This is a genomic window from Rufibacter ruber (assembly GCF_014138425.1).
GTDB lineage: Bacteria > Bacteroidota > Bacteroidia > Cytophagales > Hymenobacteraceae > Nibribacter > Nibribacter ruber_C.
In genome coordinates, this window is the sequence record NZ_JACJIQ010000010.1 from 127,369 (window position 1) to 140,206 (window position 12,838).

Annotated in this window: 11 protein-coding genes; 10 read left to right on the top strand and 1 reads right to left on the bottom strand. The window is 51.2% G+C overall.

Translation table 11 applies throughout. The features are described from left to right. The first annotated feature begins 7 nt into the window (after positions 1 to 7). The 6 genes from FHS90_RS13080 to coaD all read left to right on the top strand — a co-directional run bounded on the left by FHS90_RS13080 (position 8) and on the right by coaD (position 7,061). Entirely contained in the window at positions 8 to 589 is a 582-nt protein-coding gene (locus tag FHS90_RS13080; protein ID WP_066829854.1) for a hypothetical protein, read from the top strand. A gap of 315 nt (positions 590 to 904) precedes the next feature. Then, positions 905 to 1,990, top strand: coding sequence for a serine hydrolase domain-containing protein (locus FHS90_RS13085; RefSeq protein WP_066829938.1), 1,086 nt, complete (start codon positions 905 to 907; stop codon positions 1,988 to 1,990). 350 nt (positions 1,991 to 2,340) lie between these two features. After that, complete coding sequence (locus tag FHS90_RS13090; protein WP_066829851.1) at positions 2,341 to 3,237, top strand: prephenate dehydratase; 897 nt, start codon at positions 2,341 to 2,343, stop codon at positions 3,235 to 3,237. Next, a complete protein-coding gene (locus FHS90_RS13095; RefSeq protein ID WP_066829848.1) occupies positions 3,234 to 4,418 on the top strand; it encodes a pyridoxal phosphate-dependent aminotransferase in 1,185 nt (394 codons plus the stop codon). The genes FHS90_RS13090 and FHS90_RS13095 overlap by 4 nt, the downstream gene beginning before the upstream one ends. Before the next feature lie 2 nt (positions 4,419 to 4,420). Beyond that, positions 4,421 to 5,530, top strand: a complete 1,110-nt coding sequence (locus FHS90_RS13100; RefSeq protein WP_066829844.1) for a chorismate mutase — start codon at positions 4,421 to 4,423, stop codon at positions 5,528 to 5,530. 1,054 nt (positions 5,531 to 6,584) lie between these two features. After that, on the top strand, positions 6,585 to 7,061 hold the full coding sequence (gene coaD / locus FHS90_RS13105) for a pantetheine-phosphate adenylyltransferase (protein WP_066829841.1): 477 nt from the start codon (positions 6,585 to 6,587) through the stop codon (positions 7,059 to 7,061). Here coaD and FHS90_RS13110 read toward each other — a convergent pair. Then, complete coding sequence (locus tag FHS90_RS13110; protein ID WP_066829838.1) at positions 7,018 to 7,701, bottom strand: NUDIX hydrolase; 684 nt, start codon at positions 7,699 to 7,701, stop codon at positions 7,018 to 7,020. The genes coaD and FHS90_RS13110 overlap by 44 nt on opposite strands. Positions 7,702 to 7,814: 113 nt before the next feature. Here FHS90_RS13110 and pyrE point away from each other — a divergent pair, with 113 nt between their 5' ends. From pyrE to asnB, 4 genes are all read left to right on the top strand, one after another. Then, a complete protein-coding gene (pyrE, locus tag FHS90_RS13115; RefSeq protein WP_066829835.1) occupies positions 7,815 to 8,453 on the top strand; it encodes an orotate phosphoribosyltransferase in 639 nt (212 codons plus the stop codon). Between the two features lie 336 nt (positions 8,454 to 8,789). Continuing rightward, the gene (locus FHS90_RS13120) at positions 8,790 to 9,287 is read left to right on the top strand and encodes a metallophosphoesterase family protein (RefSeq protein WP_066829832.1); all 498 of its coding nucleotides are present in this window, start codon (positions 8,790 to 8,792) and stop codon (positions 9,285 to 9,287) included. A 355-nt stretch (positions 9,288 to 9,642) separates the two neighbouring features. After that, complete coding sequence (ltaE, locus tag FHS90_RS13125) at positions 9,643 to 10,668, top strand: low-specificity L-threonine aldolase (RefSeq protein ID WP_066829829.1); 1,026 nt, start codon at positions 9,643 to 9,645, stop codon at positions 10,666 to 10,668. A 306-nt stretch (positions 10,669 to 10,974) separates the two neighbouring features. Then, complete coding sequence (gene asnB, locus FHS90_RS13130; protein WP_066829827.1) at positions 10,975 to 12,669, top strand: asparagine synthase B; 1,695 nt, start codon at positions 10,975 to 10,977, stop codon at positions 12,667 to 12,669. Positions 12,670 to 12,838: the final 169 nt, after the last annotated feature.

A 12,838-nucleotide genomic window follows, 5' to 3' on the forward strand; every position in this document is an offset into this window, starting at 1 on the left:
AAAATGAATGAGAGACCCAAAAGAATATAAGGAACTACTGACCTTGTTCAAAGTAGGTTTGGCAAGTAGTCTTATTAGCAAAGAAGAAGTTACCAAGTGGGCCGATGAAATAATTACACAAGAAGCAGAACCAGATATATTCTTCATTGAATTGTCTCTCATAAAATCTAAAAGCGAAGGGGTTTCTTATTTAGGTAGCTTTTTAGATTCGGATTCCTTAGCTAACGGTAAGGCAATTCTTGGACTACTTTACAAGCGGCTTATAGAGGGACAAGAACTTGAGAGAATAGTTCGGACAATGTATAACCTTAAAGATGAGGTAGACTTTACAGAACTTGAAAAAGGGTACATCTACCAAATCGACGATGGATTCGACCTGGCCAATACAAAGGTATATGGAAGCTTGGACATTGTTAGAAATGAAACACTCGACTTCTTAGCACTATATGCAGATTATAGCATTGAAAATCATACAAGTTGGTCTGAACTAAATAAGCGAGTAGTTTCTGACTTGGAGGAAATGAACAGGACTGAAAGAGAAAAAAACTTAAAAGAACAGAAAAAGCCTTGGTGGAGGAAATTGTGGTAGCGTGTTAAAAAAGCAACCACCAACACTGCATAAACGTCAGCAGCGGCCGACGGCCTTCGCCGTCTTTTACACGAGGCCGTTAGTTACACGTCAATCAAGCTCAAGTAAAAGAGTACTGGTAAAGAGTGTCATCAGATAATCAAAAACGAGAAACAGAGAAGATTCCTCAACTTACCGGCCCTGCCTACAGGGAAGGGGTAAGTTATTTGCAATCTGCCCCTATACATCATAGCTTAGTTTCTTGGTATGAACAACAAGAAGGGCAGGTATAGGTTTTGGTTGGAGCCCTGAGTGTATTACCTTTCTGCCTCAGCCATGGAAACGACCCCTACTTCAGCAAATATTACATTCCCCAGTTCAGTTGCACACGCTCTGGATCATCTCCTGGTCCCGCTCTATCCGGCAAAAGAACCAGGACTTACAATTATTGCCCAGGCCGGAGGCAGGGATCTCTATAAAAAGTCTTTTGGGTGCGCCAATCCAGACACCGGGCAACAGCTCCACCCAGCAACCAATTTTAGAATGGCATCTCTTACCAAGCAGTTTACCGCTATGGCGGTTGCCATGCTTGAAAAAGAAGGGCTGTTCACATTTGATGACCCCATTGGTTTGTTTCTGACCCAGATGCAGCAATACCATGCTTCTGTAACCATACGGCACCTCTTAACCCACACTTCCGGCTTGCCAGATTATGAGGACGTAATTGCTGACAACCGCCCCCGGCAGGTAACCGACCAGGAGGTGTTGGAGATGACTGCCGCCCGGTCTCAGCGGTATTTTACATCTGGCCATGGTTTCAGATACAGCAACACCGGGTATGTTCTGCTGGGCTTGCTGGTGAAAAAAGTTTCAGACAAACCTATTAGGAATTACCTGAAGGAAAAGATTTTCCAGCCCCTTGGCATGCAGAACACCGTTTTCTACCAGCCCGGCTCACCCATACCACACCGCGCCATGGGGTATGCTCCAAACAGAGATAAATTTATTTTTTCTGACCAAAGTCCCTGCAGCGCCACCCAAGGAGACGGCTGCCTGTATACGTCTGTTCAGGAGTACCTGTGCTGGCACCACGCCCTGCACCACCATCCGGAATTCCTCCTGGCACCCCTGCTCCATAAAGTGCACACGGCGGTTCCAGATTTCCCTAACAGTTTCTACGGCATGGGGTGGTTCTTTACCCTCAGGAAAAACGGCAGCCTGGAGCTCTGCCACAGTGGCAATACCTGCGGTTTCAGCCATCTGGTGGTGAGTGTGCCTGAAAAGGAGGCCATCTTCCTGGCGTTCTCTAACCGCGCTGATAATGCTGACTTATATTCACCTCTCTTCACTACGGTGAGTTCTCACCCTTCCTTCCAACAGTCGTCAAAGCTAGTATGGGCGTTGCCTGAACTTACCAGATAATACTCTGTTTCCGTTTTAGCCCTGTTTTCTGAAAAATAGCCCATAAACAGAAATCAGCTCCATATTTCCCGATTATACACTAACTACTGTTTGCATATACTACTATTTTACCAACCTAACAACCGTTTTATTAAAAATATTTAAAAATATTTGCTACATTGTTTGGAAGTTGAAAGCACACCCTGTATGTTTGGGTATTCTTAAAAAGAAAAGAAAATGATTCAGCGCAATTCTTACTTTTTTGGTTTTTACTTTTTTGGACCTCATCCGGGGCTCAACAGGTAAGACTTTGCGTTAAATTAACAAAAGATAAACCTAAGAGCCCCGCCAAAAGCGGGGCTTTTTTCATTATGACCAGAACCATAAAAATCGCCATTCAGGGAGGTGCCGCCTCTTTCCATGAAACTGCCGCCAAAGAACTGTTCCCCCAGGAGCAGATCAGCACCATCTCCTGCGCCTCCTTTCCAGAGCTTTGCCACACGCTGCAGGCTGGCTTGGTAGATTACGCTGTCATGGCGGTGCAGAACTCTGTAGCAGGCCCTATTCTGCCCAATTACCGGTTGCTGGGCCAGTATGGCTTCTCTGTGCAGGCAGAGCGGTGGCTTCTCATTGACCAGACCCTGATGGCACTGCCAGGCCAGCGGTTAGCAGACATTCAGCAGATCTGGTCCCACCCCATTGCCCTGTTGCAGTGCAACGAGTACATTGCGCAGCACCCGGAGAAAACCACCAAAGAGACCTCAGACACCGCAGACACCGCGCGCATCATCAAAGAAGGCCTGATAAAAGGGGTAGCCGCCATTGCCAGCCGCAAAGCAGCTGAACTGTACGGCCTGGAGGTACTGCAAGAAAATGTGGCCAACCAACTGGACAATTACACCCGTTTCCTGGTCCTCACCCCCACTGCCGCGGCCAAACCCGCCAACAAAGCCACCTTGCTCCTTCCCTACCCCGTGGCAAAGTTCTCCCTGGAGGCGGTACTGGAGACAGTGCAAGACCTTGGTTTAGAGTTGACCATGCTGCAGGCGCTCCCATCAGTGAACCCGGGCCAGCCTGAATCCTGGGTGTTGGAGATAGAAGCCGCGCAGGCTAGCCAGATCACAGAGGCCCTGGCCGCCTTACAGATTACCTCCCCCAACCTGCAGGTAGTGGGCATTTACCCCAAGGCAGAGGCCCCGCTCCCGCAAGACAGGTTGAATGGCTGCATAGCTCAACAAGTACAATTAGAACCAGAATTAGTAGTATGATCATAGCAGGTGCCAACAGGCTGCAGCAGGTGCAGGAATACTACTTCTCCCGCAAATTGGCAGAAGTACGCGCCCTGAACGCCGCCGGAAAGAAAATCATTAACCTGGGGATTGGTGACCCGGACATGGCTCCCTCAGAAGAGACCATCAGCGCCCTGGTCCGGACCGCCATGAGTCCTGGCGTACACGGCTACCAGGCCTACAACTCTATTCTGGCCCTGCGGGAGGCCATTGGGCACTGGTACCAGCGCACCTACGGGGTAACCCTGAACCCGGAGCAGGAAGTGCTCCCGCTGATGGGTTCCAAAGAAGGGATCTTTCATCTCTCTATGGCGTTCCTGAACCCGGGAGACAAAGTTTTGGTGCCTAACCCCGGCTATCCGGCGTATGCGGCCACGGCCCGCCTGGTGGGTGCTGAACCTGTTTTCTATACATTGAAAGAAGAAAACAGCTGGCTCCCAGACGTGGCAGAACTGCAGGAACTGCTGGCGGGCGGCAACGTGAAACTGATGTGGATCAACTACCCGCACATGCCCACCGGGGCGGTAGCTACCGCCCAAGCCTTGCAGGCCTTGGTTGATCTGGCGCTGGAGCACAAGTTCCTGCTGGCCAATGACAACCCGTACAGCCTGGTGCTGCCCACCGGCAAGCCCTTAAGCCTCCTCTCCTTGCCCAACGCCAAGCAGTGCAGCCTGGAATTCAATTCCCTGAGTAAGTCACACAACATGGCGGGGTGGCGCGTGGGTATGGTCCTGGGCAGCCAAGACTACCTGCAGTGCCTGCTCAGGGTGAAGAGCAACCTGGACAGCGGCATGTTCCTGCCCGTGCAGCAGGCCGCCATTCATGCCCTGCAGAACTTCGACTCCTGGCACACAGAGCGCAATGAAGTCTACGCCCAACGCAGACAGAAGGTGTATGAACTGTTGAACATGCTGGGCTGTTCTTACCAGGAAGACACAGTGGGCATGTTTGTTTGGGCCAAAGTACCAGAAGCCATCACAGAGGTGGAGGCCTATTTAGATGAGATCCTGTACGAGGCCGGGGTGTTTTTAACTCCGGGCAAAATATTCGGGACCCAGGGAGAGCGCTATTTACGGGTATCACTCTGTTTACCGGAACAACTGTTAGAAGAAGCAATTAAACGAATCAGCAAACACATAACGGCTACCGCCGAAGTATAACCATGAGTACAAAACACCTTACCCTCGCTGCCAACTCCACGTTCAAAAGAGCCGATGGCAAACCGTTGATCATTGCCGGCCCGTGCAGCGCCGAAAGCGAAGAACAAATGCTGGAAACCGCTCGGGGACTTCAGCAGGTATCTGATGTCACTATTTTCCGGGCCGGTATCTGGAAACCCCGCACGCGGCCAGGTGCCTTTGAAGGCATTGGGAAAGTAGGCCTGAAATGGCTGAAAACCGTGAAGGAGGAAACCGGTCTGCTTACGGCCTGTGAGGTAGCCACCGCTGAGCATGTGAATGATGCCCTAAAGCAAGGGGTGGACATTCTGTGGGTAGGCGCCAGAACCACCGTGAACCCGTTCTCTGTACAGGAGATCGCTGATGCCCTGGAGGGCGTAGATGTACCCGTACTGGTGAAAAACCCGGTAAACCCAGACCTGCAGCTGTGGCTGGGGGCGCTGGAGCGTCTGAACCGGGCAGGGATCACTGATCTGGCCGCCATTCACCGCGGGTTCTCCTCCTTTGATTCCCGCCCGTACCGCAACCACCCCAAGTGGAACATGGCCTATGAGTTTAAGAAACTGTTGCCTGAGGTGCCGTTGATCTGTGACCCCAGCCATATTGCCGGTAAGCGTTCCCTTCTGCAGCAGATCAGCCAGGAGGCCCTGAACCTGCAGGTAGACGGCCTCATGATTGAAACCCACTGCAACCCAGATGTAGCCCTGAGTGATGCCGCCCAGCAGGTTACCCCAGAAGGCCTGAGACAACTGCTCGCCTCGCTGGTGGTAGAACCAGCCCTTACCAACGCCACCGCAAATGAAGAGGAACTGAGCGAGCTGCGGAACCTGATTGACTACCTGGACAATGAGCTGATCAACATTCTGTCACGCCGTTCACAGGTGGCCAAGCAGATTGGTATCATCAAAAAGGAAAGCAAGATGAACCTGTTGCAGACCGGCCGTTGGGAGCAGGTGATGGAGCAGCGCCTCAAAGCCGCCCAGCGTGAAGGCCTGGAGGAGGTCTTCATCAAAGCTATATTTCAGGAGATTCACCAGAACTCACTGCACGTACAGGCCGCCTCTGTTGAGACAAAAATAGCTGAGCAGGCTTAATACAGATATACAGGCATTCTTTTGCCCAACCGCCTTTTAGAGTAAAATTTTCTTCGTTGAACAGACTAAAGCCCCGGCTACTATGGCCGGGGTTTTGTTATTTTCCTGTACCAGATACTCAATTTTTAAAGCAGCTATGGCCAGTGTGACGTAGCTACAGACGCAACATATAAAGCTTTTCCTCCCTTGCCCCATCCTGCCTACCGGCACTTAGAACATGCCTAATTTTGTCTTTTGCGTTTCATCACGGCATCACAAGAACCTGACTTTGCCTTTTTTCCCACCGAACCGCTACATAGCCCTTCAAATGGCTTTGCCAGATCCTTTTGCTCCCCTTTTTTCAGCCAGCAAGAACATTATCTGAACAAACCCTAAAACCAGAGAATGTTGTACTTGAGCAATTAAAATCATTAGGCCGGAACCCAACAAAAATTACAAACACCACTGCCACAGAAAGCTGAACACTTGCCACTGCCCTTAAACAAGCCATTTCTCCCGCCTGATGTACTATTGATGTACTGGTAATCCTGCCCCTGATGTAGTAAAGTAGTATCTGTAAGATAGAGTTTGTCTGTATAAACAGAGTTCTTTGTTTGGCAAGCAAGGCTGGCCACCCCTGTCTCTATTCTTTGCGCATCTTACTAGGCAGCCCACCTCTCGTCTATGACAAGATTGTACCCGGCAACAGGTATATCAAAGGCCCAGGTTCGGTTTCAAGTACTATCTAAGGTGGTCCCCCACCTGCTGGGCGAACGCCTGCAGCTTTGTGTGAGGGGAGATGGCTGAAGGGTTCACCATTAAATCTGGAGATTTGACACGGAGGCAAGCCCCGCAGAAGTATTTTAAAAATAAATAAGGATTTGTAGAATAGGAGTAATTCTAAAAACTCGGCTCCTTCTGGGGGTCGAGTTTTTTTATTTCTGTTTTTGGCCTGTTTTTCTAAAAACAGGCCAAAAACAGAAATAAAATTTTAGACGAGGAAAAGGAGGCGGTAAAAAAAAATGGCCATCTTCACAGCCTGAACGTACAGCACCATCTGGCTAACTACTCGCCCATGAAACGTATCGCCATCTTCCCCGGCTCTTTTGACCCCTTCACCAACGGCCACTTTGATGTGGTGCAACGGGGGGCCGAGCTCTTTGACAACATTATCATTGCCCTTGGGAACAACAGCAGCAAAAACCGTTATTTCCCGGTAGAAGACATGGTGGCTATCATTGAGGATCTGTTCAAAGACAATTCCAGGATCAGCGTACAAGCCTACAAAGGCCTCACCGCCGACTTTGCCAAAGAGGTAGGGGCGCGCTTTTTACTGCGGGGGCTCCGCAATACCACAGACTTTGAGTATGAGAATACCATTGCGCAGGCAAACCGGCACGTAAACCCAGACCTGGAAACGGTTTTCCTGATCACTTCCCCTAAACTGGCGGCAATCAACTCCTCCATTATCAGAGAGATTCACCGCTTTGGGGGCAATGTGCAGGATTTTATTCCTTTCCGGCTTTCCGCGTTGCCCGCAAAAAATCTCTGATGACAAACTGTATGGAGGCGTAAGACTTAGGCAGCACCTCCAGCACTTCATCTGGGGTCATGAAACGCACCTCCTCAATAAACTCCTCCGCCTGGGGCTTCATGAGCGTATCGTCCAGGCACTGCATGGTGTACCAGTTGGTTTTCTTCAGGATCTTCTTGCCTTTGTAGGCATAAGAGTGCCACGTGTTGGGCAGTTCACCGGTAATGGCCACTTTGATGTTGCACTCCTCCTCTACCTCCCGCAGCGCGGCCAATTGCACCTCCTCGCCTTTGTTCAACTTCCCTTTAGGCAGGTCCCAGGTGCCCAGCCGGTGAATCATAAGGATTTTACCGTCTTTGATCACCAGTCCGCCGGCGGCTTTAATGATCTTAAACTGGTCTTTGAGGTGCTCAATCAGTTTTTTCTTGCGGTCTGTGACCAGGGTGAGGGAGTCCAGCTTCTTGAGCTTTTTCACTTCCATGAGCCGTACCAGGCGGTCTACCAGCGCGGCATCAGCATCACGCAGCAGCACATCACCCACCAGATCTTTGGAGGTAAACTGATCGTCTTTATCCAGCACCAGGTCATACTTGTGCTTAAAGATCTTTTCACTGCTTTTCTTGATAATCAGTGGGATGTCATTGATAAAGACATTCATGCAGGGTAAATGCTAAAGTACGTAGCCTATAGGCTACAAAGAAAGTAAGAATTTTTTCACAGCACAAGGCAAGTCTGGCCGGAAAGATTAAAGTGTTTTGAGTATTTTCGCCCATGCCACAGACAGAAACCGCCGCCCAGATAGCGGCTTACCTGCTGGAGACGCAAGCGGTACGCCTGCGCCCAGAACAACCGTTCAAGTGGAGTTCCGGCTGGAACTCGCCCATTTACTGTGACAACCGCGTCACGCTCTCTTTTCCGCATATAAGGTCTTACATTAAAAAAGCCCTTGCACAGGCCATTCAGGCCCAGTATCCAGAGGTGCAGGCTATAGCCGGGGTAGCCACCGCCGGCATTGCGCAGGGTGCCCTGGTGGCTGACCTGCTGGAACTGCCGTATTTATACGTGCGTCCTGAGCCAAAGAGCCATGGAATGGGCAACCAAATTGAAGGAAAACTGGAAGCAGGCCAAAAAGTGGTGCTGGTTGAGGACCTGATCTCTACCGGCGGAAGCTCTTTGAAAGCCGCCAAAGCCGTTGCGGCCGCCGGCGGCCAGGTGATAGGCATGGCCGCCATTTTCACCTATGGTTTTCCGCAGGCAGACCAGAATTTTGCAGAGGCGCAGATCCCGCTGCTGTGCCTGAGCAACTACAGCTCTCTCCTTGAAACCGCCGCCGCCCGGCATTACATCTCGCCAGACGCCATTGAGACCCTGCGCCAGTGGCGCCAGGCCCCAGAGGTGTGGGGAATTTAAATTAATTCAGAACTAGGAATGGGGAATCAAGAATTAAGTAAGGAGACAGAAATTAGCATATATTCTTTCTCTTTGCCATCCTGACAGGATCTCGGTTGCGAACGGTAGCAGCTTGCTAATTATCGCTTTTGAGTTCTCCTCCAGGATATTTCTAAGATGGCAAAATGTATAATTAAATTTGTCTACGTACTTATATCTCACTTTCTGTTTTGGGGCTGTTTTTCTGAAAACAGCCCCAAAACAGAAAGTCCTCCATCTATTGAGTCAACTCTACATAGAAGTACCTAATTAGGGTAATCATTTTTCTTAATTCCCCATTCTCAATTCCAAATCCAAATGAAGATTGGCCTTCTCTCAGACACGCACAGCTATGTAGATGACCGTATTCTGGCGCACCTGGAGGGCTGTGATGAGATTTGGCATGCCGGCGATTTTGGTGCGGTAAAAGTCTCTGAGCGGCTGTCACAGGTGGCTCCCCTGCGGGGGGTGTACGGCAATATTGACGCCGCTGACATACGGCACCTGTACCCAAAGAACCTGAGGTTTGACTGCAACGGCCTGGAGGTTCTCATGACCCATATTGGCGGCTACCCCGGTAAATATGCCCCAGAGGTGCGGGCCATGATCAAAGAGAACCCGCCGGGGTTGTTTATCTGCGGGCATTCGCACATCTTAAAGGTCATGACAGACCCTAAACACGGCAATTTGCTGCACCTGAACCCCGGCGCCGCCGGATGGCACGGTTTCCATAAGATCAGGACAATGCTCAAGTTTGCCGTTGAGGGCGGTAGAGTAACCCGGCTACAAGCCATTGAGCTTGGTAACCGGGCATAAAAAAAAGTGTAACCGCTGTGGTTACACTTTCCATGTATCTTTCTGTTCAGGAGTAAGCGCGTGCAGTTTGCCGAAAGGCAGTAGGCGAACGAAAAAACGCGGGATTACTCAGCAGAAGCCGCAGCCGTGGCTGGAGCGCTTGTGAAACGGGCTTTCAGCTCTTCCACATCAACATTCTTGATCACTGGAGTAGACAACAACTGCTTAATCACACGCACTTTGTTGTTCTGTCTTGCCTTATTCTTGCGGTCTTTTCTTTTTAATCTGGTAACTGCCATCGGTCAATATTTAAAATTGAATCGCAAAAGTAAGTTTTTATTTTTACAATCTCAACCCTTACCAGAATAAAAATCACATGAACTTGATTGATCTCCGGAGTGATACGGTCACCAAACCTTCGCCTGCTATGCTGGAAGCCATGTTCAAGGCGCCCGTGGGCGATGATGTGTACAGTGAAGACCCAACGGTACTGGAGCTGCAGGCGTACGGGGCCAGCCTCTTCGGGATGGAAGCGGGCCTCTTCTGCCCTTCTGGCACCATGACCAACCAGATTGCCATAAAACTGCACACCCAGCCGCTCACAGAGGTCATTTGCGAACGCACCAGCCACGTCTATTTATACGAGGTGGGCGGTATTGCCTTTAACTCAGCGGCGTCAGTGCATCTGATTGAGGGGGTGCGGGGTAAGATAACGGCAGAACAGGTGGCCGCCGCCATTAACCCAGACAATATACACTATCCGGTCACGCGGCTGGTCTCCTTAGAGAATACCGCCAACAAAGGCGGCGGCTCGTTCTACACCCTACCAGAGATTGCGGCCATTTCAGAGGTGTGCAAACAGCACGGGCTGGCGCTGCACCTGGACGGCGCCCGGGTGTTCAATGCCCTGACCGCCTCCGGCGATGCTCCAGAAACCTACAGCCGCTACTTTGACACCATCTCGGTCTGCCTCTCCAAAGGGCTGGGCGCCCCCGTGGGTTCTCTGCTCCTGGGCCCCAAGCCTCTGATAGAGCAGGCCAAACGGGTACGCAAGGCCTTGGGGGGCGGTTGGCGGCAGGCAGGCTACCTGGCGGCAGCCGGACTCTACGCCCTTCAACACAACATTGACCGCCTGCAGGAAGACCATGACCGGGCCGCCCAGCTAGGTGCCGCGCTGCAGGCGGCACCCTATGTGACAGAGGTGATGCCGGTAGAAACCAACATTATTATTTTCACCCTGGCTCCAGAGGTCAACAATGACCGCTACTTAGAGTTTCTGAAGGAAAACGGCATCTTAGCCTCCTCCTTCGGGCCTAAGCAGATCAGAATGGTAACCCATTTAGACCTTACCCAGGAAATGGTGGCCAGGCTTATACAGGTGGTTACCAGTTTTAAAGCTTAGCCTACTGTTACTTTCTGTTTTGGGGCTGTTTTCAGAAAAACAGCCCCAAAACAGAAAGACAATAAACATCTACAGCACCTATAAGTTGCACCTGTCCCCCTCCTTTCAACTTTTCCAATACCACCTTTTTCCCTACTCGCTCGCCTACGTCTGTATCACCCTTTGTTCAACGTATCAGAACAGAACCAACCCTATCCCGTATCATTAAATTATTTGCAACATATTTTTAATATGTTTGTGAAATTCACTTTGTTTGTAAACATTTTATACGATATTTGTTAAACGAACCTTAAAAATGTAAGTACTGTGTGTGGAATTGTTTGTGCTTTTGATTTAAAAGAGTCTCCTGAGGCGTTGCGTCCCCAGGTATTGGAAATGGCAAAGTGCATTCGGCACCGGGGGCCAGACTGGAGCGGCGTGTACAGTAACGCAAAAGCCATCCTGGCCCACGAGCGCCTGGCTATTGTAGACCCTATCTCCGGGAAGCAGCCGTTGTTCAGTGAAGACGGCAGCCTGGTGCTGGCCGCCAACGGCGAAATATACAATCACCTGGCGTTGCGCCACCAACTGACCAACGCCTATAACTTCCAGACCAAGTCTGACTGCGAGGTGATCCTGGCGCTTTACAAAGAAAAAGGGGCCAAATTCTTAGACGAGCTGAACGGCATCTTCGGGTTTGCGCTGTATGATATTGAAAACAACGAGTACCTCATTGCCCGTGACCACATGGGCATCATCCCGCTGTACATTGGCTGGGACCAGAACGGCACCTTCTTTGTGGCGTCAGAACTCAAAGCCCTGGAGGGCCGCTGCACCAAAATTGAGCTGTTCCCGCCGGGCCACTATCTTTCCAGCAAAGAAGAGGGCTTCCAGAAATGGTATGACCGTGACTGGATGGAATACAAGAATGTGGCAGAGAATGAAACCAACATCCAGGAGCTCCGGGAGGCGTTAGAGGCGGCCGTGCACCGGCAATTGATGAGTGATGTGCCGTATGGCGTGCTGCTCTCCGGCGGGCTGGACTCCTCTATCACGTCAGCCGTTGCCAAGAAATACGCAGAGAGACGCATAGAGAGCAATGACGAGGAAGCCGCCTGGTGGCCTCAGCTTCATTCGTTTGCCGTAGGCCTGGAAGGTTCCCCAGATTTAGCGGCGGCCCAGAAAGTGGCTGACTTCATTGGCACGGTGCACCATGAGATCAAATTCACCATTCAGGAGGGGATTGACGCCATCAAAGATGTCATCTACCACCTGGAAACCTATGATGTGACCACCGTGCGGGCGTCAACGCCCATGTACCTCATGGCACGGGCCATCAAGGCCATGGGCATCAAGATGGTGCTCTCCGGCGAAGGTTCAGATGAGATTTTTGGCGGCTACCTCTACTTCCACAAGGCCCCCAGCGCCCAGGCCCTTCATGAGGAGACGGTGCGGAAACTGGACAAACTGCACATGTATGACTGCCTTCGGGCCAACAAATCACTGGCCGCCTGGGGCATTGAGGGCCGCGTACCGTTCCTGGACAAGGAGTTCATGGATGTGGCCATGCGCATCAACCCCCAGGACAAAATGATCAACGGTGAGCGCATGGAAAAATGGATACTGAGAAAGGCCTTTGAAGATTATCTGCCCGCCAGCGTGGCGTGGCGCCAAAAGGAGCAGTTCTCAGACGGCGTGGGCTACAGCTGGATTGACACCCTCAAAGAGATGGTGAACGAGAAGGTGAGTGATGAGCAGTTGGCCAATGCCCGGTTCCGGTTCCCCATCCAGACCCCGGCCAGCAAGGAGGAGTATTACTACAGAAGTATCTTCGCCAGGCATTTCCCCAGTGACGCGGCGGCACTATCTGTACCGTCAGTGCCGTCTGTGGCGTGCAGCACCCCGGTGGCCCTGGAGTGGGATGCCTCTTTCAAAAACCTCAATGACCCTTCTGGCAGAGCCGTGGCCAACGTGCACGCAGATGCCTACCAGAAAAAGGAAGTGGCGGCCCTGGCCGAATAAATTCCCATCATTGCCTAACAAGCCCCACCTGCCTGAGCAGGTGGGGCTTTTGCTTTTCAGTCTGCTGCGTACTTCCCGCAAATGCGTTTTAGGGCTGTTTTTGGGAAAACAGCCCTAAAACGCATTTCACCATTCTATAGGAGGGGAAACACCTCTGCTGCTTCACCTC

Bases quoted from the DNA above. Each gene is read 5' to 3' on its own strand.
- FHS90_RS13080 (WP_066829854.1), top strand. From the start codon at position 8: ATGAGAGACCCAAAAGAATATAAGGAACTACTGACCTTGTTCAAAGTA.
- FHS90_RS13085 (WP_066829938.1), top strand. From the start codon at position 905: ATGGAAACGACCCCTACTTCAGCAAATATTACATTCCCCAGTTCAGTT.
- FHS90_RS13090 (WP_066829851.1), top strand. From the start codon at position 2,341: ATGACCAGAACCATAAAAATCGCCATTCAGGGAGGTGCCGCCTCTTTC.
- FHS90_RS13095 (WP_066829848.1), top strand. From the start codon at position 3,234: ATGATCATAGCAGGTGCCAACAGGCTGCAGCAGGTGCAGGAATACTAC.
- FHS90_RS13100 (WP_066829844.1), top strand. From the start codon at position 4,421: ATGAGTACAAAACACCTTACCCTCGCTGCCAACTCCACGTTCAAAAGA.
- coaD (WP_066829841.1), top strand. From the start codon at position 6,585: ATGAAACGTATCGCCATCTTCCCCGGCTCTTTTGACCCCTTCACCAAC.
- FHS90_RS13110 (WP_066829838.1), bottom strand. From the start codon at position 7,701: ATGAATGTCTTTATCAATGACATCCCACTGATTATCAAGAAAAGCAGT.
- pyrE (WP_066829835.1), top strand. From the start codon at position 7,815: ATGCCACAGACAGAAACCGCCGCCCAGATAGCGGCTTACCTGCTGGAG.
- FHS90_RS13120 (WP_066829832.1), top strand. From the start codon at position 8,790: ATGAAGATTGGCCTTCTCTCAGACACGCACAGCTATGTAGATGACCGT.
- ltaE (WP_066829829.1), top strand. From the start codon at position 9,643: ATGAACTTGATTGATCTCCGGAGTGATACGGTCACCAAACCTTCGCCT.